The organism is Streptomyces sp. NBC_01296 (assembly GCF_035984415.1).
Classification (GTDB): domain Bacteria; phylum Actinomycetota; class Actinomycetes; order Streptomycetales; family Streptomycetaceae; genus Streptomyces.
Genome location: NZ_CP130720.1, coordinates 5,643,153 through 5,664,030, shown reverse-complemented (window position 1 = coordinate 5,664,030; position 20,878 = coordinate 5,643,153). Strand labels below are relative to the sequence as shown.

Genomic DNA, 20,878 nt, shown 5'->3' with positions numbered 1-20,878 from the left:
GCGCGGCGGACCGGCCAATCGGGGGTGATTGGCCCGGCCGGGTCCCGGGGCCCGCCCCCGGGGCCCCGCGTGGTGTGCGGCGCCGCTGCGCGAGCGGCCCCGGGCTGCGCCCGGGCTTTCCGGGGCTCCGCCCCGGACCCCGCGCCTCAAACGCCGGCGAGGCTGAAGTTGCGGGTGGGGTCGTAGGGTCGGGGAATGGTGAGCTTGCGGTGGGTGGCGGGGGTTGTCGGGGGCGCCGTCTTGGCGGGGGTGGTCGTGGGGTGCGATACGCCGCCCGCGCCCGAGGCTGCGCCGGGGCCCACGTGGGCGGGGGCTGCGCCGTCCGTCCGTCCCACCCCGTCGGGGGCAGGGGCGCAGGCGGACTGTCCCGAGGGCGGGGTGCGGTTGTCCGAGGGGAACGGGGATGCAGCGATGGGGCTTCGGGTGGCGGACATCCAGCTGGTCAACTGCGGCACGCAGCCGTACGTGCTCGAGGGCTATCCGGAGATCCGGCTGCTGGACAAGAAGCGGGCCCCGGTGGAAGTCGCGGTCGTGCACGGGTCGGAGGAGATCACGTCGGCGCCGACCGGTGTGGAGGGTGCCCCGCAGAGGGTGGAGCTCCGGCCCGGCCAGGCGGCCACCCTCGCCATGGTGTGGCGGAACCTGGTGACCGACTCCACGGTGCCCGCCGCCGAGGGGTGGGTGCTGGACGTGACCCCGCAGCCCGGTGCGCCCCGCCTCCAGCTGGAGCTCCGCCACTCCGTCGATCTCGGGAACACCGGGAAGCTCGGGATCAGCCCCTGGAAGGCGGCGGCCCGGTGATCATCTGAGTCAACGGCCCCTTCGGGGGCGGGAAGACTCAGACCGCGTACGCACGGTGCGGGGACTTCCTGGACCTGTCGGCGTGGCGGCAGGGCGTGTTCGCGCTGCCGGCCGAGTGGCGGACCGTACTGCGCCGGGCTCCGTGAGTGCGGGCTCGGGCGCGGGCGGAAGCGGGAGAGCTTCGCGGTGGCTCGGCTCGACGGGTGTCCGGAGGCGCTGCGCGGGCTGGAGCTCGCCGACCACCTGGCCACCGACCACCCTCACGGTGTCCGGCACATCCGGTTCGACCCGGGGCGACCGGCCTACCTTCCTGGGCGGAGGGCCCAGCGGGCCGGGAGGGTGGTGGCGGTCAGGCCCAGGGTCAGGGCCGCCGCCGCGAAGGAGGCGTAGAGCACCGGCGGGATGTGCGGCGGCGCCCCGGTGAGGGCCTTGGCCAGCGGGAACAGCGTGGCCAGGGCGATCGCGCTGCCGAGGGTGACGCCCGCGCCGCCGATCAGGAGGGCCTCCCAGCGCAGCATCCGGAACACCTGGCGGCGCGTGGAGCCGACGAGGCGCAGCATCTGCAGCTCGCGGCGGCGGTCGAGGACGGTCATCACGAGGGTGTTGGCGGCCGCGACGGCCGCGAAGCCGCCGAGTACGGCCGCCATGGTGGTGTTGGCCCAGGCGTTGAGCTCGCGGTCCAGGTCCTGGGCCGTGGTCCAGCCCGACGCGGTCACCGCCGGGCCGAGGCCCGCCGGCACCGGGCCTCGGATCAGCAGCTCGGTGGCCCGCCCGGCCGTGGTGTGGCCGGTCAGGTCGGCCGCGGGGAGGGTGACCTGGCCGAGGCCCAGGCCGCGGGTGTAGACCGCCACGATCTCGGGAGTCGCCGCAGCCCCGTCCGGGAGGCGGAGTTCGATGCGGTCGCCGACGGCGGCGTGCGCGGAGTCGGCGAGGCTGCGGTCCACGGCCACCGTGCCGGGTCGGAGCGCGGCGAGGCTGCCCTCGCGTACGCCCAGGTCCTGGACGGTGGTGACATCGCCCGCCACGCCCTGGGCCGATGCGGACTGCAGTCGGCGTTCGCCGCCGCTGCCGGCCATCACGAGGACCGAGGTACGGGTGATCGCGACGCCGGCGCGGGCGTCGGAGGGCGGGTCGGTGATCACGTGGTCGGCGAGCAGTCCGGCCTCCTGCTGCTGCCGGGCGGCCCGTTCCTGGCTGGTCTGGAGGAAGACCAGGGTCGAGGAGAAGGCCATGGCGAGCACGATCGGAGTGATCGCGGAGGCGAGCCGGCGGGCGTGGGCCCGGGAGTTGGCGGCGGCCAGCGAGCCGGACGCCCCGCCGGCGGCGCGCAGCGGGAGGCCGAGTACGGCGGCGCAGGCGCGGGCGATCAGCGGGCCGAGCAGGGCCACGGCCAGCATGAAGAGCATGACGACGCCGAGGGCTGCGTTGGCGGCGTCCTCGCCGGAGCCGCCGGCGGCCAGACCCGCGCACACGGTCCCGCCGGCCACGGCCGCGAGGCCGAGCGGCGTACGGATCCACCCCGGGCGGAGGCGTTCGACGGCGGCCTCGGCCAGCGCCTGGCCGGGGCGGATCCGGGCGGGCCGGCGGGCGGCGGCCCAGCCGGCGAGCAGGGCGGCGACGAGGCCGATGCCGACGGCCGAGGCCAGGGGGATCCAGGAGACGGCGAGGTCGACCCCGGCCGGGATCGCGCCCTTGGCCTGGAGCTGCCCGAACCACCAGGCGGCGAGGCCGATTCCGGGTACGCAGCCCAGCGCGCCCGCGACCGGTGCGACGAGCAGGGCTTCGGTGGCGACGGTGCGGCGGATCTGCCGCGGGGTGGCTCCGACCGCGCGCAGCAGGGCGTACTCGCGGGAACGCTGCCCGACGGAGAGCGTGACCGTCCCGGCGGCGGTGAAGACGGCGACGAGGGTGGCGGTGCCGCCGAAGGAGCCGCCGAGGCCGATCAGCAACTCCTTGGCGCCCGCGAGCTGCGGGTCCACGGCGCGGGCGGCGCCGGTCAGCACCTGGGCGCGGCCGTCGACGGCGGCGCGGACCCGGGCCGGGTCGGCGTCGAACAGGACGACGGCGTCGAGTGCGCCGGGGTGCCCGCAGAGGGCGCGGGCCTCGGCGTCGGAGAACCAGACTCCGGTGCCGTCGGCGTGCCCCACGACGCGGAACTCCCGCTTCCCGACCGGGGTGTCGAGCGACACCCGGTCACCTGCGGACCCCGCGCCCGCACCCGTAGCCGTGGCCGCACCGAGCACGACCTCGTCCGCGGCCACCGGGGCCCGGCCCCGGCCGAGCCGTGCGCCGGTGAAGGCCGACGCCCCCCAACCCGAAGCCTCCACGGCAGGGCCCGCGTTCCCCCGTACGGGGAAGACCACGTCGGGGACGGCCCGCCCGAGCGGAGCCAGCCGCTCCAGCAGGGCGGCGTCGACCCGGGCCCGCTCCGGTACCCGCACGGATTCCTCGTACGAGCCTTCGCCGCTGCCCACCTGCCGGCGGATCTGCTGGTCGGCGGCCACGACGACGGGGGCCTGGGCGTACCGGGTGGGCGGGAGGCTCGCCCGAGCTCCGCTCTCCAGCAGGATGCCGCAGGCGGAGACGATGGCGACGGTCATGAGCAGGGCGATGAAGGTGCCGGCGAAGGCGGCGGGGCGGAAGCGGACCGCAGCCCGGGCCAGGCCGTTGGGGCGGAGCAGCATCAGGCGGCCGCTCCCGAGTACGCCGGGGCGGTGAGGGCGGTCATCCGGTCGGCGATGGTCGCGGCGGAGCTGTGCGGCAGCCGGTCCGCGATCAGCCCGTCGGCGAGGAAGAGCACCTGGTCGGCGTGGGCGGCGGCGGCCGGGTCGTGGGTGACCATGACGATGGTGGCGCCCATGGAGTCCACGGCGGCCCGGAGCAGCCCGAGGACCTCGGCGGCGGTGGTGGTGTCGAGGGCGCCGGTGGGCTCGTCGGCGAAGACGACGTCGGGCCGGGTGACCAGGGCCCGCGCGATGGCGACGCGCTGCTGCTGGCCGCCGGAGAGCTCGGCGGGTCGGCGCCGGCCCTTGCCCTCGAGGCCGACGCGGGCGAGCAGGTCGGCGGCCCGGGCCCGGTCCTGGCGGCCGCCGGCGAGCCGCATCGGGAGCAGCACGTTCTGCTCCACGGTGAGGGAAGGCAGCAGATTGAAGGCCTGGAAGACGAAGCCGAGGCGGCTGCGGCGCAGCTCGGTGAGCTCGTTCTCGTTCATGCCGGTGATCTCGGTGCCGCCGAGGCGGACGGATCCCGCGGTGGGCAGGTCGAGCCCGGCCGCGCACTGCAGGAAGGTGGACTTGCCGGAGCCGGAGGGCCCCATCACGGCGGTGAAGCTGCCGCGCGGCAGGCCGAGGTCGATCCCGCGCAGGGCGTGCACGGTGGCGGCCCCCCGCCCGTACTCGCGCCGTACGCCGCGCAGCTCGACGGCGGCGGTGGTGTCGTACTCCGTACCGGACCCCGTTCCGGACCCCGTGTCGTACGCCGTGCCGGACGCCGTGCCGTGCCCCGTGCCGCCGTACGCCGTCTGCCCCGTCTCGCGCTGCCGCCTGCTCCGCCGGAGCCCCATGGTGTGCCGCCTTCCGTGTCCGTCGATGACCGTGGTCTCGACGCTACGGACGGAGGTACGGGGGCGGACATGGCGCAGCCAGGCGGATCACTGGTGGGGAAAACCCCACCCCGAGCGGTCCGCGCTCAGGGCGAGCGGCGGATCAGGAGCAGCGCGCGGTCGTCGTTGACGTCCTTGGCGACCTTTTCGATCAGGTGCCAGGCCGCGCCGTCCCAGCCGGCGGCGACGTAGCGGTCGGCTTCGCCGGTGAGGCGGTCGATGCCCTCGCTGATGTCGCGGTCGGCGGTCTCGACGAGGCCGTCCGTGAAGAGCATGAGGACGTCGCCGCGGCGCAGGTTGCCGCGGGCGGGTTCGAACTCTGCGCCGTCGTAGACGCCGAGCAGCGGTCCCTCGCCGGACTTCTCCTGCCAGCGGCCGGTGCCCGCGGAGAGCTGGAGGGCCGGCAGGTGGCCGGCGGAGAGGAGTTCGTAGTCGCCGGTCTCCAGGTCCAGGACGAGGTGGATGGAGGTGGCGAAGCCCTCGTCCCAGTCCTGGCGGAGCAGGTAGCCGTTGGCGGCCGGCAGGAAGCCGTGCGGGGGCAGGGCGCCGAGCAGGCCGCCGAACGCGCCGGACAGGAGCAGGGCGCGGGAGCCGGCCTCCATGCCCTTGCCGGAGACGTCGGTCAGGACGACCTCGAGGGTCCGGCCGCCGTTCGTGCGGGCGGCGACGACGAAGTCGCCGGAGAAGGACTGGCCGCCGGCCGGGCGCAGGGCCATCTCGCGGTGCCAGCCGCGCGGCAGGGCGGGCAGCTTGCTCTGGACCCGGATGCGTTCGCGCAGGTCGAAGAGCATGGTGCCGCCGCGCCGCCAGGGCACGCCGACGCGGCTGCGGAACTGGGCGATGACCAGTCCGAAGAATCCGCAGGCGGCCACGACCAGGACCGTGCCGGGGGTGACCCGGGCGGGGCCGAGGGTGTACGGGCCGAGGACCAGGGCCTCGACGATGAGGGCCGCCGCGGAGGCCGCGTACAGCGCGAGCAGGCTCGCCGGGCGCAGCAGCAGGCCGCCCGCGACGATCGGCAGGACGAGGGCGGAGGGCGAGAACCAGACCGGCAGCATGATCGTGCCGCAGGCGATGGCGGGGACGGTCAGGAGCAGCCCGACGAAGGCGAGCCAGTCGGAGGCGTCGCCGCGGAAGTAGTCGACGGCGGATTTGCGCAGGGCGGTGCGAGCCCGGTGCGACAGCATGCGCGTCCGGGCCATGAGCGTCTCCATGCGTGCTCCGGCCATTGCTTCGGGACCCTATCCATCCTGACTGTGCACGCGCAGGGGGACCCCCGGACCCGGGGGCTCCGGCCGGTCGAAAACCCTTCGACTGTGACGGAATGCCCTGGTAAGGATGGCCGTATGGCTCTTGAGATGCGCGTATTGCAGGCTGATGAGTGGGATGTCTGGTATGACCACCTGGAACTGGCGTTCGGCGGGGTGCCGGAGTCTCCCCAGGAGCGGGAACTCTACAAGTCCCTGACCGAGGTCGGGCGCTCGCTGGGCGTCTGGGACGGCGGGACCTGCGTCGGCTCGGCCAGTGCCTTCTCGTTCCGCCTGTCGGTGCCGGGCGGCGCGGTGGTGCCGGCGGCCGGGGTGACGATGGTGGGTGTCGCGCCGACGCACCGCCGCCGGGGCATCCTCACGTCGCTGATGCGTCGCCAACTGGACGACGTCCGGGCGGGTGGCGAGCCGCTCGCCGTGCTGACGGCCTCGGAGGCGGCGATCTACGGGCGCTTCGGCTACGGCATCGCGTCGTACGCGCTGTCCCTGGCCATCGACAGCACCCGCGTACGGCTCTCGGTGCCGCCGGGGACGGACGAGGTGCGGCTGCGGCTCGTCGATCCGGAGAAGGCGCTGTCGGACTGCGAGCAGGTGTACGCGGAGCTGGTCGCGCGGCGGCCCGGCATGCCGGCGCGGCAGCCCGGCTGGGAGCGGCTGGCGCTCATGGATCCGGAGGTGATGCGCGAGGGCGCCTCGCCGCTGAAGTGCGTGGTGGCGGAGCGGGCGGACGGCGAGGTGGCCGGGTACGCCCGCTACCGGGTCAGGGCGGACTGGGAGCCGCAGGGCCCGGAGGGCAAGGTCGAGGTGGCCGATCTCGATGCGCTGGACCCGGCGGCGACGGCCGCGCTGTGGCGCTACCTCTTCGAGATCGACCTGACCTCCACCGTACGGGCCGGCAGGCGGCCGGTGGACGACCCGGTGCTCCACCTGGTCAGCGACGTCCGGCGGTCACGGCCGAGCCTGCGGGACTCGCTGCACCTGCGGCTGGTGGACCTGCCGGCGGCCCTGGAGGCGCGGACGTACGGAGCCCCGCTGGACGTGGTGATCGAGGTCGAGGACGCGTTCTGCCCGTGGAACGAGGGGCGGTGGCGGATGGTCTGCGACGCGGAGGGCGCCGCCCGCGTCACGCGCACCGCGGACCCGGCGGACCTGGAGCTGTCGGCCCGGGAGCTCGGCTCGGCGTACCTGGGCGGGATCACCTTGACCTCGCTGGGCGCGGCGGGGCTGGTGCGGGAACTGCGTCCGGGCATGTTGGTGCGGACGTCGCGCGCCTTTGCGGGCGACGTGGCTCCCTGGCTGTCGCACGGGTTCTAGTCAGCGCTGTTGGCAGCCCGGGCACCAGAAGAGGTTCCGCGCCGCCAGGTCGGCGGTGCGGACCTCGGCCGCGCAGATGTGGCAGGGCATGTTCGCCCTGCGGTAGACGTACACCTCGCCGCCGTGGTCGTCCATGCGCGGCGGGCGGCCCATGGCCTCGGGCAGGTGCTCGTCGCGGACGGTGTCGATCCGGTTGTTCCGTACGCCCTCGCGCATCAGCGCCGCCAGGTCCGCCCACATGGCGTCCCACTCACCGCGCGTGAGGTCCTTGCCCAGCCGGTACGGGTCGATGCCGTGCCGGAAGAGGACCTCGGCGCGGTAGACGTTGCCGACGCCCGCGATCACTTTCTGGTCCATGAGCAGGGCGGCGACGGTGGTGCGGGAGCGGGAGATCCGCTTCCATGCGCGGTCCGGGTCGTCGGCCGGGCGCAGCGGGTCGGGGCCGAGCCGCTCGTGTATCGCCTTCTTCTCGGCCTCGCCGATCAGTGCGCAGGCGGTGGGGCCGCGCAGATCGGCCCAGTGCTCCGCATTGAGCAGCCGCAGCCGGACCGTGTCGGTGGCCGGCGGCGCCGGGGCGGGGCCGAAGCCGAGCTTGCCGAACAGGCCGAGGTGGATGTGGATCCAGGCGTCGCCGAGTTCCAGGAACAGGTGCTTGCCGTGTGCCTCGGCGCTCTCCAGGTCCCGCCCGTTGAGCAGGGCGGCGCTCTCGGCGAAGCGGCCCTGCGGGCTGCTCACCCGGACCGGCCGCCCGGCGAAGCGCTCGGTGTGGTCCTGGGCGAGGCGGTGGATCGTATGCCCCTCGGGCACGGCTGTGCTCCTCGTTGTTTCTCGATGGGTCTCGGAAACGAAATCGCCGTGCCGCCGGATGCTCCGGCGGCACGGCGAAGCGGAAGATCAGCCCTGCGGGTGGTGGGCCGGGATCGGAGGGAGCTCACCGGTGGTCTCGTACGCGGAGAGCATCTCGATGCGGCGGGTGTGGCGCTCCTCGTCGGAGTACGGGGTCGCCAGGAAGGCCTCGATGAAGCTGACGGCCTCGTCCTGGGTGTGCATGCGGCCGCCGACGGAGATCACGTTGGCGTTGTTGTGCTCGCGGCCGAGCTTCGCGGTCTCGACGCTCCAGGCCAGGATGGCGCGGACGCCCTTGACCTTGTTCGCGGCGATCTGCTCGCCGTTGCCGGAGCCGCCGATCACGATGCCGAGGCTGTCGGCGTCCGCGGCGGTCTTCTCCGCGGCGCGCAGGCAGAACGGCGGGTAGTCGTCCACCGCGTCGTAGATGTGGGGCCCGCAGTCGACGGGCTCGTGGCCGTTGTTCTTGAGCCAGTCCACCAGGTGGTTCTTGAGCTCAAAGCCGGCATGGTCGGATCCGAGGTACACGCGCATGCGACGAGTGTGGCACGAGCGGCCCGGAAGACCCGCGGAGGGGTGTCGCGTAAGTCACTTCTAAAGCTCAAGTAAACCCAAAGAACGCAGATGGGACAGGGCGGGACCCAGGTCCTGGACTTTCATCCCAAGGCAACGATCCGGACTGAGGTCTTCCGTCCTGCGTTCATCTCAGGTTTGAATGCCGGGGCCTCGCAACCCGAGAACCTAAGGATCCGTCCATGAGCTCCACGACGACCCTTCAGAAGGAAGGCGACCCCACCGGAAACTCCGGTGAGGGCCTGCCCTCCGACGGTCTGAAGGCCGGTCTCAAGAACCGCCACCTTTCCATGATCGCCATTGGCGGCGTCATCGGCGCCGGTCTCTTCGTCGGTTCTGGTGGCGGTATCGCCAAGGCCGGCCCCGCCATCCTGATCTCGTACCTCCTCGTCGGCGCGATGGTCGTCTTCGTGATGCGGATGCTCGGCGAGATGGCCGCCGCCAGCCCGAACTCGGGCTCCTTCTCGGCGTACGCCGACCGCGCGCTCGGCCGCTGGGCCGGCTTCTCCATCGGCTGGCTGTACTGGTTCTTCTGGGTCGTCGTGCTCGCCGTGGAGGCGACCGCCGGTGCGAAGATCCTCGAAGGCTGGGTCCCGGCCGTCCCGCAGTGGGGCTGGGCCCTGATCGTGATGTTCGTCCTGACGGTCACCAACCTCGGCTCGGTCGCCTCCTACGGCGAGTTCGAGTTCTGGTTCGCCGGCATCAAGGTCGTCGCCATCGGCGCCTTCGTGATCGTCGGCATGCTCGCCGTGTTCGGCGTGCTGCCGGGTTCGGACAACCCGGGTGCGGGCTTCGCCCACCTCACCGACGCCGGCGGATTCATGCCGAACGGCTGGGGCTCCATCCTCACCGGTGTGCTGATGGTCGTCTTCTCCTTCATGGGCAGCGAGATCGTCACCCTGGCGGCCGGCGAGTCCGAGGACCCGCGCCGCGCGGTCACCAAGGCCACCAACTCGGTGATCTGGCGCATCGGCGTCTTCTACCTGGGCTCGATCTTCATCGTCCTCACCCTGCTGCCGTGGAACGACAAGTCGATCGTCGACAAGGGTTCGTACGTCGCCGCCCTGGACTCCATCGGCATCGCGCACGCCGGCCAGATCATGAACGTGATCGTCCTGACGGCCGTGCTGTCCTGCCTGAACTCGGGCATGTACACCGCCTCCCGCATGGCGTTCTCGCTGGGCGAGCGCGGTGACGCGCCCAAGATCTTCGCCAAGGTCAACAAGCGGGGCGTCCCCATGGCCGCGATCCTGGGCTCGGTGGTCTTCGGCTTCGCCGCGGTCTACTTCAACTACAGCTCCCCGGACACGGTCTTCAGCTTCCTGCTGAACTCCTCGGGTGCGATCGCGCTCTTCGTGTGGCTGGTCATCTGCCTGACCCAGCTGCGGATGCGCAAGATCCTGGTCCGCGAGGCGCCGGAGAAGCTCACGGTCAAGATGTGGCTCTTCCCGTACCTGACCTGGGCCACCGCCGGAATGATCACCTTCGTCCTGGCCTACATGGTCTACGACAAGGACAACCGCGAGACGGTCATGCTGTCGCTGCTGGTCGCCGCCGTCGTGCTGGTCATCGGCGTGGTGCGCGACATGCGCCGCAAGGCTGCCGAGCGCGTCTAGGCAGGTATGCAACCGAGCACGGCAGCCCCGGACCACGCGAAGTGGTCCGGGGCTGCCGTGCTTGCCGCGCTTGCCGTACGGGGACTACTTGCGGCCGACCAGCTTCCAGGCGGCGGGCAGCAGACCCATGGCCAGCGCCGCCTTGAGCGCGTCGCCGATCAGGAACGGGGTCAGACCCGCCGCGACGGCAGCGCCGAACGACATCCCGGTGGACAGCGCCAGGTACGGCACGCCCACCGCGTAGATCAGGGCGGAGCCCAGCGCCATCGTGGCGGCCGTACGGAGCACCGAGCGGTCGGCGCCGCGGCGGGCCAGGGCGCCCACGACGGTGGCGGCGAGCAGCATGCCGAGCACGTAGCCGAAGGAGGCGCCGCCCGCGCCGGAGGTGCCTCCCGCGAACCACGGCACGCCCGCCATGCCGACGAGTGCGTAGAGGGCGAGCGAGAGGAAGCCGCGGCGGGCACCGAAGGCGGTGCCCACCAGCAGGGCCGCGAAGGTCTGGCCGGTGACCGGGACCGGGGAGCCGGGGACGGGCACGGAGAGCTGCGCGGCGAGGCCGGTGAGCGCGGCTCCGCCGACGACGAGCGCGATGTCGCGGACGCGGCTCGCGGGCAGCAGGTCGGCGAGGACGGCGCCGGGGCGGAAGGAGACGGAAGCAGTGCTCATCAAAGGCTCCGCGGAGTGAGGGTGACGGGACGATCACCGACGCTAATGCGCGGCAGGGCGCCTCCCCACCGCCGGCCGGGACAAAGCCCTACTCGCCGGTTTGGTGGGGAGTGCACAAAGAGACCGGTTCACACCTGCGGGGCAGTGATCCGCGTCACGAGCCAGATTCAGACAACACGTCCGTTTTGCACGGAGGGGCGCCGTCCGGCGAGACTGTAGGTTCCCGCCAATCCTCTGCGGAGCCCCACCGCCGCTGCCGAGCACGAGAGTACGAGCACCCACTCATGCGCGACCGCTTGCCCACCGCACCGCCTGCCGGGCCCATCCCTCCCTCCGGGACCGAGACCCCGGCGGAACCCCTCAGCCACAGCCTCAAGCAGCGCCACCTGACCATGCTGGGTCTGGGCGGCGTGATCGGCGCCGGGCTGTTCGTCGGATCCGGCGCCGGCATCGGCATCGCCGGCCCCGCGATCATCTGCTCGTACCTGCTGGCGGGCGCCCTCGCCATGCTGGTGATGCGCGCGCTCGGCGAGATGTCGGCGGCGATGCCCGCCTCCGGCTCGTTCTCCGTGTACGCGGAGCGGGCGCTGGGCCGCTGGGCCGGTTTCTCCGCGGGCTGGCTCTACTGGTTCCTGCTGGTCGTGGTGCTGGCCGTGGAGGCCACCGGCGCGGCGAAGATCGCGAACGGCTGGCTGCCCTCGGTCGACCAGTGGGTCTGGGTGCTGATCTTCATGGTGGTCTTCACCGTCAGCAATCTGGCCGCCGTGAAGAACTTCGGCGAGTTCGAGTTCTGGTTCGCGGCCCTCAAGGTCGGCGCGATCGTGCTGTTCCTGATCCTCGGCACCCTCGCGGTCTTCGGCCTGCTGCCGGCTGCGTCCCATTACTCTGGCGACCCCATCGGCATGGCCAACCTGACCGGCCGGGGAGGCTTCTTCCCCGAGGGCTTCGGCGGAGTGGTGGCCGGCATGCTCGCCGTCATCTTCGCGTTCGGCGGCCTGGAGGTCGTCACCATCGCGGCAGCCGAGTCCGACGACCCGGCCAAGTCCGTGGCCCGCGCCGTGCGCAGCGCCGTGTGGCGCATCCTCTTCTTCTACGTCGGCTCGATGGTGGTCATCGTCACGCTGCTGCCGTGGGACTCGCTGAAGCCGGGCGAGAGCCCGTACGTCGCGGTGCTGGACTCCATCGGGATCCCGGCGGCCGGCCAGATCATGAACATCGTGGTGTTCGTGGCGCTGCTCTCCGCGCTCAACGCCAACCTGTACGGCTCCTCCCGCATGGTGTTCTCGCTGGCCGAGCGCGGCGAGGCGCCCACGGCGCTGCTGAAGGTGTCCGGCGGCGGAGTGCCGCGCCGGGCCGTGTTCGCCTCGGTGGCCTTCGGGTTCGTGTCGGTGGTGCTGAACCTGCTGTGGCCGGACACGGTCTTCCTCTACATGCTCAACGCGGTCGGCGCGGTGCTGCTGTTCGTGTGGGCGCTGATCGCGGTCTCGCAGCTGAAGCTGCGCCGCGCGCTGGAGCGGGACATGCCGGAGCGCCTCACGCTGCGGATGTGGTGCTTCCCGTACCTGACGTGGGCGGCGCTGCTCGGTATGGCGGCGGTGCTGGTGCTGATGCTGTTCGACGACTCGGCGCGGCCGCAGCTGCTGTGGTCCACGGGTGCGGCCGCGGCCGTCCTGGTGGTGGCGTGGGTGCGGGAGATCCGGGCGCGCAAGGCCGCCTGATCCCGTACCCGCCCGTGCGGGCCCCCGCGCCGTCCGACGGCGCGGGGGCCCTGTGCGTACCGGGCCGTCGGCGGGGTGCCGGGTACGGGGGCGCGGGCGTCAGGTGCGCAGGTACGAGGCGCCGTTGACGTCGAGGACGGTGCCCGAGCTCCAGGCCGCCGCGGGCGAGGCGAGGTGGAGGACCGCGGCGGCGACCTCCTCGGGGGTGCCGACCCGGCCGAAGGGGCTCTGGGCGCGGATGCGTTCGCCCTCCTCGCCGTCGAGCCGGCCGGCGACGCGCTCGGTGGCCACGAAGCCGGGCGCGACGGCCGAGACCGCGATGCCGTGCGGGGCCAGGGAGACGGCGAGGGACTGGCCGAGGGCGTGCAGGGCCGCCTTGGTGGCACCGTAGGCCGGATGGTCGGGCTCGCCCCGGAAGGCGCCGCGCGAGCCGATGTTGACGATGCGGCCCGCGCGTTGGCCGTCGATCATGCGGCGGGCGACGCAGTGCATGAGGTTGGCAGCGCCGAACAGGTTGACCGCGGCGGTGTGCTGCCAGGCCTCCTGCCAGTCGGCGTACGAGGTGGTGGGCAGCGGGTGCGGGACCATGACGGCGGCGTTGTTGACGAGTACGTCCACACCGTCGAGCGCCTCCTCGGCAGCGGCGGCCAGGTCCGCCACCTGCGCGGGGTCGGCGAGGTCGCCGGTGAGCAGGACGTGGCCGTCCCCGGGCAGCTCGGCGAGGGTCCGTTCGGCGTCCGCCCGGCGGGCGGTGCAGTGCACGGCGACCCGGTCGCCCTGCCGGGCGAAGGCGGTGGCGACGGCCCGCCCGATGCCCCGGGAGGCTCCGGTGACCAGTACGCCGCGGCCCGTCGCCGCCAATTCCCGTATGTCGTGGCCCATTCGGCCTCCTGTCCCCGTGTCCGGCGCCCTCTCTCGAGCGTACGGGGATGATCACCGGCGGTCATCCTGCTGTCCGAATAGCGGACACCTAGCGTCCGATGATCGGACACGGGTGAGACTGGGGCACTTCCTCCCGTCCACCCGCACACCGGACAGGCAACACCTCCATGAGCCAGACATCCACCGCGCCCCGCGCCCAGGACGCGCCGCCCTCGGGCGGCGCCGGATCCCCCCTCGGCAACGGCCTCAAGCAGCGCCACCTCTCGATGATCGCCCTCGGCGGTGTCATCGGCGCCGGCCTCTTCGTCGGCTCGGGCGCCGGCATCGCCGCCGCGGGTCCCTCGATCGTGATCGCGTACGCCGCGTCCGGGCTGCTCGTGATGTTCGTGATGCGGATGCTCGGCGAGATGTCCGCCGCGAATCCCGCCTCCGGCTCGTTCTCCGTGCACGCGGACCGGGCGATCGGCCCGTGGGCCGGGTTCACGGCCGGCTGGATGTTCTGGACGCTGCTGTGCGTGGGCGTGGCCATCGAGGCGATCGGCGCGGCGCACATCATGACCGGCTGGTTCCCCGGCACTCCGTCATGGATGTGGGTGCTGGCCTTCATGGCCCTGTTCTGCGGCACCAACCTGGCCGCCGTCTCCCACTTCGGCGAGTTCGAGTTCTGGTTCGCCGCCCTCAAGATCGGTGCGATCGCGCTGTTCCTGGGCCTGGGCGTGCTGGCCGTCCTCGGCCTGTTGCCCGGCACCTCCTCCCCCGGCGCCGCCAACCTGCTGCACGACGGCGGGTTCCTGCCGAACGGCATGGACGGCCTGCTGGTCGGACTGCTGGCCTCGGTCGTCGCGTACGGCGGCCTGGAGACGGTGACCATCGCGGCCGCCGAGTCCGACGACCCCGTCAAGGGCGTGGCCCGGGCGGTGAAGACCACCATGTGGCGGATCGCGATCGTCTACGTCGGCTCCATGCTGGTCATCGTCACGCTGCTGCCGTGGAACGACCCGGCGGTGACCGGGGAGGGCCCGTACGCGGCCACCCTGGACCACCTGGGCATCCCGGCCGCCGGCGAGATCATGAACGTGGTCATCCTGATCGCCCTGCTGTCGGCGATGAACGCCAACATCTACGGCTCCTCGCGGATGGCCCACTCGCTCGTCTCCCGCGGCCAGGGCCCCAAGGCGCTGGGCAAGGTCAGCGGCCGGGTGCCGCGCCGCGCGGTGCTCGTCTCCTGCGGGTTCGGCTTCGTCACCGTGCTGCTCTCGTACTGGTACCCGGACACCCTGTTCGCCTGGCTGCTGAACATGGTCGGCGGGGTCATCCTCGTCGTCTGGGGCTTCATCGCCGTCTCGCAGTTCGTGCTGCGGCGCCGGCTGGAGCGGGAGGCCCCCGAGAAGCTGGTCGTGAAGATGTGGGGCTTCCCGTACCTGACCTGGGTGGCGCTGGCCGGGGTGGCCGGGGTCCTGGTGCTGATGGTCATGGGCGAGGACACCCGGGTCCAGGTGGTGTTCACCGGCGGCCTCACCCTCGCCCTCGCGGCGACCGGCTACCTGATGCAGCGCCGGGCCGCGGCCCGGGCCTGACCGGCCCTCGTACGACGAAGGCGCTCTCCTTGCCACCGGGCACGGGGAGCGCCTTCGTCGTACCCGGGGCCCACCCGACGAGGTCAGGCAACCCTTACGTGATCACCGGAATAGATACTGCTAGCGTGCAGTTGCGCATTGATTGCAATAAGCAGTTGGCACGCCGAGGGGACCGGATAACACGCATGGCCATCTACACGCTTCCTGAGCTTCCGTACGACTACGCGGCGCTCGAGCCGGTGATCAACCCGCAGATCATCGAGCTGCACCACGACAAGCACCACGCGGCCTACGTCGCCGGCGCCAACACCACGCTGGAGCAGCTGGAGGAGGCGCGCGACAAGGAGAACTGGGGCGCGCTGAACGGCCTGGAGAAGAACCTGGCCTTCCACCTCTCCGGCCACATCCTGCACAGCATCTACTGGCACAACATGGCCAGCCCGAAGACCGGTGAGGGCGGCGGCGAGCCCGCCGCCGCGGACGGCATCGGCGAGCTCGCGGACGCCATCACCGAGTCCTTCGGCTCCTTCGCGAAGTTCAGGAAGCAGCTGACGTTCGCGTCCTCCGCCACGCAGGGCTCCGGCTGGGGCGTGCTCGCGTACGAGCCGGTCAGCGGCCGCCTGCTCGTCGAGCAGATCTACGACCACCAGGGCAACGTCGGCCAGGCCTCGGTGCCGATCCTGGTCTTCGACGCCTGGGAGCACGCCTTCTACCTGCAGTACAAGAACCAGAAGGTGGACTTCATCGAGGCCATGTGGAACGTGGTCAACTGGCAGGACGTGGCCAAGCGCTACGCCGACGCCAAGGCGAACACCCCGCTGCTGATCCCCGCCAAGGGCTGATCACGGCCCCACCGAGCCCGCCCGCCTCGTGATCGTCTTCTCAGCCTTCGCGTGCGGGCGTGTCCAGCGGAAGACCCCCGCAAGGACGTGACTTGCGGGGGTCTTCCGTACTTTCTGCGTCCCGGGAGGCCTACTCGAAGATCGGGCCCTTGGTACGGGTGCGCTTGATCTCGTAGAAGCCGGGGGTGGAGGCGACCAACAGGGTGCCGTCCCACAGCCGGGCCGCGGCCTCGCCGCGCGGGGTCGGGGTGACGACCGGCCCGAAGAAGGCCACCTCGTCGCCCTCGGCGCCGGGCACGGAGATGACCGGGGTGCCGACCTCCTGGCCGACGCGCTCGATGCCGTTGTTGTGGGAGTCGCGCAGCACCTGGTCGTACTCGTCGGAGTCGGCGTAGGCGAGCAGCTCGGCCGGCAGGCCGACCTCCTCCAGCGCCTCGGCGATGACCTCGCGGGTCGCACCCTTGTCCTCGTTGTGGATCCGGGTGCCGAGCGCGGTGTAGAGCTTGCCGGTGATCTCGTCACCGTGCTTCTGCTGGGCCGCGATGACCACACGGACCGGCGCCCAGCCCTTGGGGCCGAGGATTTCGCGGTAGCGCTCGGGCAGTTCGTCGAGCTTGTTCTCGTTGAGGACGGCGAGGCTCATCACGTGCCAGCGCACCTCGACGTCGCGGACCTTCTCGACCTCCAGCATCCAGCGGGACGTCATCCAGGCCCAGGGGCAGAGCGGGTCGAACCAGAAGTCGACCGGGGTCTTCTCTCGCACCTGGGTGTCGGCCATGTCTCTCCTCGTGTCGCTTGGGTACCGCGCGTCCTGTTCCCCCTCGCCAACCAGGCCAGGACCTTCCGCATTCCCCCGTGGGAGGATTCGATCAGGTATCGCGATCACGCACGAAGGAGTGCACGTGCCCGGAGAGAATCTGTCCCGTGACGAGGCCCGCGAGCGGGCCGAGCTGCTGTCCGTCGACGGGTACGAGGTGGTCCTCGACCTGAGTTCCGCCGTGGACGAGGCCGAACCGGCCGAAGGCCCCCGGACCTTCCGCTCGGTGACCACGATCCGCTTCCGGGCCGCGGCCCCGGGCTCGGCCTCCTTCGCGGACCTCGTCGCCCCGTCGGTGAACTCCGTCACACTCAACGGGCGCGCACTGGACCCGGCCGCCGTCTTCGACGGGGCGCGGATCACCCTGGCCGGGCTGGCCTCCGAGAACGTTCTCGTGGTGGACGCGAACTGCGCGTACAGCCGGACGGGCGAGGGCATGCACCGCTTCGTGGACCCGGAGGACGGCGAGGTCTACCTCTACACGCAGTACGAGCCGGCCGACGCCCGGCGGGTGTACGCGAACTTCGAGCAGCCCGACCTGAAGGCGCCCTACCGCTTCGAGGTGACCGCGCCGGAGGGCTGGCAGGTCTGGAGCAACGGCGCGGAGGAGTCCCGCGAGGGCCGGACGCGGCGGTTCGCCGAGACCGCGCCGATCTCCACGTACATCACGTGCGTGGTGGCGGGCCCGTACCACTACGTGACGGACACCTACACGCGCGGAGACCTGACGATCCCGCTGGGCGCGATGTGCCGCAAGGGGCTGGCGAAGCACTTCGACGCGGACGACGTCTTCCTGGTCACCAAGCAGGGCTTCGACTTCTTCCACGAGCACTTCGACTACCCGTACCCCTTCGGGAAGTACGACCAGGCCTTCGTGCCCGAGTACAACCTGGGCGCGATGGAGAACCCGGGGATGGTGACCTTCCGCGAGGAGTACATCTTCCGCGGCAAGGTGACGCGGGCCGCGTACGAGCGCCGCTGCAACACGATCCTGCACGAGATGGCCCACATGTGGTTCGGCGACCTCGTCACCATGAAGTGGTGGGACGACCTGTGGCTGAAGGAGTCCTTCGCGGACTTCATGGGCTCCTTCTCGCAGGTGGAGGCGACCCGCTTCGACCAGGCGTGGGTGACCTTCGCCAACAGCCGCAAGGCGTGGGCGTACCGGGCCGACCAGCTGCCCTCCACGCACCCGATCACGGCCGACATCCGTGACCTGGAGGACGCGAAGCTCAACTTCGACGGCATCACGTACGCCAAGGGCGCGGCGGTGCTCAAGCAGCTGGTGGCGTACGTGGGGCGGGACGCGTTCCTCGAGGGCGCGCGGCGCTACTTCAAGGCCAACGCGTACGGGAACACCACGCTGGACGACCTGCTGGCGGTGCTCGGGGAGGTCTCCGGGCGGGACATGGCCGAGTGGTCGCGGGCGTGGCTGCAGACGGCCGGCGTGAACGTGCTGACGCCGGTGGTGACGTACGACGCGGGCGGCCGGGTGACCGAGCTGGCGGTGGTCCAGGAGGGCCAGGAGCTTCGCCCCCACCGGGTCGCGGTCGGCCTGTACCGGCTGGAGGACGTCGCGCTGGTGCGCTACGCGCAGGCCGAGGCGGACGTGGCGGGGGCCTCGACGGTGGTGGCGGAGCTGGCCGGGCAGGAGCGGCCCGACCTGGTGCTCGTCAACGACGAGGACCTCACCTACTGCAAGATGCGCTTCGACGAGGGCTCGCTGGAGACCCTGCGGGTGCGGCTGGGGGACGTGGCGGATCCGCTGGCGCGGGCGCTGTGCTGGTCGGCGCTGTGGAACCTGACGCGGGACGGGCTGATGCCGGCGCGCGACTTCGTCTCGCTGGTGCTGGCCCACGCAGGCCGCGAGAGCGACGTCGGCGTGCTGCAGATGGTGCACGCGCAGGCGCTGACCGCGGTCACGCACTACGCGGCGGCCGACTGGCGCGAGCAGGGCGGCCGGATGCTGTCGGCGGTCGCGCTGCAGGAGCTGCGGCTGGCGGAGCCGGCGTCGGAGCACCAGCTGACCTGGGCCCGCTTCTTCGCGGCGAGCGCGGCGACGGAGGGCGACTTCCAGCTGCTGCTGGGGCTGCTGGACGGGTCGGCGCGGATCGACGGGCTGGACGTGGACCAGGAGCTGCGGTGGGACTTCCTGCTGCCGCTGGCCGCGCACGGCGCCGTGGACGAGGCCGCGCTGGCGGCGGAACTGGTGCGGGACGACACCGCGTCGGGCAAGCGGCACCAGGTGCGGTGCCTGGCGGCGCGGCCCTCCGAGGCGGTCAAGGACCAGGCGTGGGCGGTGGTGGTCGAATCCGACGCGCTGTCGAACGCGCTCGTGGAGGCGACGATCGCCGGTATGCAGCAGCCTTCGCAGCGGGCGCTGCTGGCGCCTTACGCGGAGCGCTACTTCGAGGTGATCGAACGGATCTGGGCGGAGCGTTCGATCCAGATCGGCATGCACGTGGTGAAGGGGCTGTACCCGTCGCTGGAGGACTCGCCGGCCACGCTGGCCGCGACGGACGCCTGGCTGTCGGCCCACGCGTCGGCTCCGCCGGCGCTGCGCCGCCTGGTGCTGGAAGCCCGTGACGACCTGGCCCGGGCCCTGCGCGCGCAGGCCTGCGACGCGGCGGCCGCTTCGGTGTAGCCGGTCCGTCGGCGGGGCCGGATCTCCGGCCCCGCCGACGGAAGCGAACGGCGGTATCGGCCTTCGAACGGCCGTACTTTAGTGCGGGCTTGTCCGGATTTGTCGACGGGAACGTAACAGGGGTTAGCGGGGCCGGGGCGAGCGGGAATCTCCGCCGCATGAACCACAACGCACCCCTCCCCCTGGCCCACCTCACCGGCACCCGCCCCCTCGTGCTGAGCCTGGCCCAGCTCCGCGAGCACGGCGTGAGCGCCTCCGACGCCGCCGCGCGGCCCTGGCGGGAGATCCTGCCGGGGGTGTTCCTGCTCCACCCGGGCGCCGCGACCAGCGAGGAGCGCCTGCACGCCGCCCTGCTGTACGCGAGCCGCCGCGGCGGCGAGGCCATGATCACCGGGCTGGCCGCCCTCGCGCTGTACGGCTTCGGCTCCGCCCCCGCACTGACGGCCCTCGCGCAGATCGACGTGCTGGTGCCCCACACCCGCCGGCTCCGCTCCGTCGCCGCCGTACGGATCGTGCGGTCGCACACCCCGCCCCGCGCGCAGCAGGTGACCGGTCTGCCCGTCGCGCCCGTGGCCCGGGCCTTGGCCGACGCCGTCGCCCAGCTCTCCGACGCGGGCACCGTACGCCGCCTGCTGAGCGAGGCCGTGCGCGCGGGGCACTGCGAACCCGCCGCCGTCGTACGGGAGCTGACGGTGGCCCGGCTGCTGAATCGCTCCCACGTGGTGGACGCCGTCGAGTCCCTGCTCGCCGAGGGCCGGGCCATCGCCGAGGACCGGCTGTACCAGCTCGTACGGGGCTACGAGCTGCCCGAGCCGGTCTGGAACGTGGAACTGCGCCTGCCCGGCGGGCCGCACCTGGGCGGGGTCGACGCGTTCTGGCCCGAGCAGGCCGTCGCCGTGGAGATCGACACCCGCGCGCCCCGGCAGGGCGAGGACGAGCAGTTCTCGGAGGCCGTCCGCAAGCGGGAGACCCTGGAGCGGCTCGGGGTGACCGTCCTGCACATCACCCCGCGCAAGCTCCGAGACTGGCCCGAGCAGCAGGCCGCGGTCGTCCGGACCGCGCTGACGGCCTCCGCCGACCGCGAGCCCGCCGCCTACCTGGTCGTACTCCCCCGGTGAGGGGCGACCGGCACGGGCCGGTCACGTACGCTCGGCGGATCTGCAGGCGGGCACGGAGGAGCGGCGGAATGGCGACAGAGGCGGCGGACCCCCGCCCGCTGACGGGCGGACCGATCGCCCTGGACCTGCTGAACACGCGCTGGACCCAGGACGGCGGCCCCGCCGACCTCTTCGCCGGGGCCTTCGGGCTGACCCGGGTCGAGGGGCTCGCGATCTGGCTGCGCACCACCGGTCTGGCCGACCGCTTCCGCGCCGACGCCGCGACCCTCGTCCACCTGCTGACCGCCCGCGAGGCGCTGGCCCGCGCCGTCGCGGACCCGGCCGACGCGAGTGCGCGCGCCCTGATCGACGCCGTCCTGGAGCACGGGCGGATCCGGATCACCCTGACCGCCGAGGGCCCGGGCGAGCGGGCCGAGTTCGACGACCCGACCTGGGGTCCGGCCTGGACGGCCGCCCGCGACTACCTGGACCTACTCGTCTCTGCGCCCGAGCGGATCCGCGAGCACTACGCGCGCACGCGCGAGCGCTGAGAAGCCGGAAGTTGTCACACCCGGTCTGAGACCGGATACCGACCCGCCTCCGCCAAGAGGTCGGG

General features: G+C 72.4%; 16 protein-coding genes and 1 pseudogene. 9 read left to right on the top strand and 8 right to left on the bottom strand.

The window, feature by feature from the left end:
- Window positions 1–195 precede the first annotated feature (195 nt).
- The gene (locus OG299_RS25710; protein WP_327362761.1) at window positions 196–801 is read left to right on the top strand and encodes a DUF4232 domain-containing protein; all 606 of its coding nucleotides are present in this window, start codon (window positions 196–198) and stop codon (window positions 799–801) included.
- A 302-nt stretch (window positions 802–1,103) separates the two neighbouring features.
- Here OG299_RS25710 and OG299_RS25700 read toward each other — a convergent pair whose 3' ends face one another.
- From OG299_RS25700 to OG299_RS25690, 3 genes are all read right to left on the bottom strand, one after another.
- Window positions 1,104–3,485 (bottom strand): FtsX-like permease family protein, encoded by a 2,382-nt coding sequence (locus tag OG299_RS25700; protein WP_327362760.1) that lies wholly within the window; start codon window positions 3,483–3,485, stop codon window positions 1,104–1,106.
- Window positions 3,485–4,363: an ABC transporter ATP-binding protein gene (locus tag OG299_RS25695; RefSeq protein ID WP_327362759.1), complete on the bottom strand. Its 879-nt coding sequence runs from the start codon at window positions 4,361–4,363 to the stop codon at window positions 3,485–3,487. Before OG299_RS25695 ends, OG299_RS25700 begins: the two co-directional genes overlap by 1 nt.
- 125 nt (window positions 4,364–4,488) lie before the next feature.
- A complete protein-coding gene (locus OG299_RS25690; protein ID WP_399849316.1) occupies window positions 4,489–5,604 on the bottom strand; it encodes a PP2C family protein-serine/threonine phosphatase in 1,116 nt (371 codons plus the stop codon).
- 144 nt (window positions 5,605–5,748) lie between these two features.
- Here OG299_RS25690 and OG299_RS25685 point away from each other — a divergent pair, with 144 nt between their 5' ends.
- Window positions 5,749–6,984: a GNAT family N-acetyltransferase gene (locus OG299_RS25685; protein ID WP_327362757.1), complete on the top strand. Its 1,236-nt coding sequence runs from the start codon at window positions 5,749–5,751 to the stop codon at window positions 6,982–6,984.
- Here OG299_RS25685 and OG299_RS25680 read toward each other — a convergent pair whose 3' ends face one another.
- Together OG299_RS25680 and OG299_RS25675 are read right to left on the bottom strand one after the other, a co-directional pair.
- Window positions 6,985–7,791 (bottom strand): Fpg/Nei family DNA glycosylase, encoded by an 807-nt coding sequence (locus OG299_RS25680; RefSeq protein WP_327362756.1) that lies wholly within the window; start codon window positions 7,789–7,791, stop codon window positions 6,985–6,987. It abuts the gene before it with no gap.
- A gap of 87 nt (window positions 7,792–7,878) precedes the next feature.
- Window positions 7,879–8,364, bottom strand: a complete 486-nt coding sequence (locus OG299_RS25675; RefSeq protein ID WP_266629240.1) for a ribose-5-phosphate isomerase — start codon at window positions 8,362–8,364, stop codon at window positions 7,879–7,881.
- 221 nt (window positions 8,365–8,585) lie between these two features.
- On the opposite strand from OG299_RS25675, the gene OG299_RS25670 reads away from it, so the two are divergent.
- Window positions 8,586–10,019 carry an amino acid permease gene (locus OG299_RS25670; RefSeq protein ID WP_266629238.1) on the top strand — a complete coding sequence of 478 codons (1,434 nt, stop codon included), beginning with the start codon at window positions 8,586–8,588 and terminating at the stop codon, window positions 10,017–10,019.
- A gap of 84 nt (window positions 10,020–10,103) precedes the next feature.
- Here the strand turns inward: OG299_RS25670 and OG299_RS25665 are convergent, their stop codons facing one another.
- Window positions 10,104–10,685 carry a biotin transporter BioY gene (locus OG299_RS25665; protein WP_266629236.1) on the bottom strand — a complete coding sequence of 194 codons (582 nt, stop codon included), beginning with the start codon at window positions 10,683–10,685 and terminating at the stop codon, window positions 10,104–10,106.
- A gap of 284 nt (window positions 10,686–10,969) precedes the next feature.
- On the opposite strand from OG299_RS25665, the gene OG299_RS25660 reads away from it, so the two are divergent.
- Window positions 10,970–12,403: an amino acid permease gene (locus tag OG299_RS25660; protein ID WP_327362755.1), complete on the top strand. Its 1,434-nt coding sequence runs from the start codon at window positions 10,970–10,972 to the stop codon at window positions 12,401–12,403.
- A 99-nt stretch (window positions 12,404–12,502) separates the two neighbouring features.
- Here OG299_RS25660 and OG299_RS25655 read toward each other — a convergent pair whose 3' ends face one another.
- On the bottom strand, window positions 12,503–13,285 hold the full coding sequence (locus OG299_RS25655; RefSeq protein ID WP_327362754.1) for an SDR family NAD(P)-dependent oxidoreductase: 783 nt from the start codon (window positions 13,283–13,285) through the stop codon (window positions 12,503–12,505).
- A 167-nt stretch (window positions 13,286–13,452) separates the two neighbouring features.
- Between OG299_RS25655 and OG299_RS25650 the strand changes: the two genes are divergently transcribed.
- On the top strand, window positions 13,453–14,862 hold the full coding sequence (locus OG299_RS25650) for an amino acid permease (RefSeq protein WP_327362753.1): 1,410 nt from the start codon (window positions 13,453–13,455) through the stop codon (window positions 14,860–14,862).
- Between the two features lie 185 nt (window positions 14,863–15,047).
- Window positions 15,048–15,704: a superoxide dismutase gene (locus OG299_RS25645; RefSeq protein WP_266629228.1), complete on the top strand. Its 657-nt coding sequence runs from the start codon at window positions 15,048–15,050 to the stop codon at window positions 15,702–15,704.
- Between the two features lie 130 nt (window positions 15,705–15,834).
- On the opposite strand, the gene OG299_RS25640 is transcribed toward OG299_RS25645, so the two are convergent.
- Window positions 15,835–16,482: a mycothiol-dependent nitroreductase Rv2466c family protein gene (locus tag OG299_RS25640; RefSeq protein WP_266629226.1), complete on the bottom strand. Its 648-nt coding sequence runs from the start codon at window positions 16,480–16,482 to the stop codon at window positions 15,835–15,837.
- A 124-nt stretch (window positions 16,483–16,606) separates the two neighbouring features.
- Here OG299_RS25640 and pepN point away from each other — a divergent pair, with 124 nt between their 5' ends.
- The 3 genes and pseudogenes from pepN to OG299_RS25625 form a co-directional block, all read left to right on the top strand.
- The gene (gene pepN, locus OG299_RS25635; protein WP_327362752.1) at window positions 16,607–19,165 is read left to right on the top strand and encodes an aminopeptidase N; all 2,559 of its coding nucleotides are present in this window, start codon (window positions 16,607–16,609) and stop codon (window positions 19,163–19,165) included.
- 158 nt (window positions 19,166–19,323) lie between these two features.
- Window positions 19,324–20,283 (top strand): hypothetical protein, encoded by a 960-nt coding sequence (locus OG299_RS25630; RefSeq protein WP_327362751.1) that lies wholly within the window; start codon window positions 19,324–19,326, stop codon window positions 20,281–20,283.
- Between the two features lie 68 nt (window positions 20,284–20,351).
- Window positions 20,352–20,783, top strand: a pseudogene (locus OG299_RS25625) (ABATE domain-containing protein); the annotation flags it as partial.
- Between the last annotated feature and the right edge of the window lie 95 nt (window positions 20,784–20,878).

Bases quoted from the DNA above. Each gene is read 5' to 3' on its own strand.
- OG299_RS25660 (WP_327362755.1), top strand. From the start codon at position 10,970: ATGCGCGACCGCTTGCCCACCGCACCGCCTGCCGGGCCCATCCCTCCC.
- OG299_RS25685 (WP_327362757.1), top strand. From the start codon at position 5,749: ATGGCTCTTGAGATGCGCGTATTGCAGGCTGATGAGTGGGATGTCTGG.
- OG299_RS25650 (WP_327362753.1), top strand. From the start codon at position 13,453: ATGAGCCAGACATCCACCGCGCCCCGCGCCCAGGACGCGCCGCCCTCG.
- OG299_RS25695 (WP_327362759.1), bottom strand. From the start codon at position 4,363: ATGGGGCTCCGGCGGAGCAGGCGGCAGCGCGAGACGGGGCAGACGGCG.
- OG299_RS25700 (WP_327362760.1), bottom strand. From the start codon at position 3,485: ATGCTGCTCCGCCCCAACGGCCTGGCCCGGGCTGCGGTCCGCTTCCGC.
- OG299_RS25675 (WP_266629240.1), bottom strand. From the start codon at position 8,364: ATGCGCGTGTACCTCGGATCCGACCATGCCGGCTTTGAGCTCAAGAAC.
- OG299_RS25710 (WP_327362761.1), top strand. From the start codon at position 196: ATGGTGAGCTTGCGGTGGGTGGCGGGGGTTGTCGGGGGCGCCGTCTTG.
- OG299_RS25640 (WP_266629226.1), bottom strand. From the start codon at position 16,482: ATGGCCGACACCCAGGTGCGAGAGAAGACCCCGGTCGACTTCTGGTTC.
- OG299_RS25645 (WP_266629228.1), top strand. From the start codon at position 15,048: ATGGCCATCTACACGCTTCCTGAGCTTCCGTACGACTACGCGGCGCTC.
- OG299_RS25630 (WP_327362751.1), top strand. From the start codon at position 19,324: ATGAACCACAACGCACCCCTCCCCCTGGCCCACCTCACCGGCACCCGC.
- OG299_RS25665 (WP_266629236.1), bottom strand. From the start codon at position 10,685: ATGAGCACTGCTTCCGTCTCCTTCCGCCCCGGCGCCGTCCTCGCCGAC.
- OG299_RS25690 (WP_399849316.1), bottom strand. From the start codon at position 5,604: ATGGCCCGGACGCGCATGCTGTCGCACCGGGCTCGCACCGCCCTGCGC.
- OG299_RS25670 (WP_266629238.1), top strand. From the start codon at position 8,586: ATGAGCTCCACGACGACCCTTCAGAAGGAAGGCGACCCCACCGGAAAC.
- OG299_RS25655 (WP_327362754.1), bottom strand. From the start codon at position 13,285: ATGGGCCACGACATACGGGAATTGGCGGCGACGGGCCGCGGCGTACTG.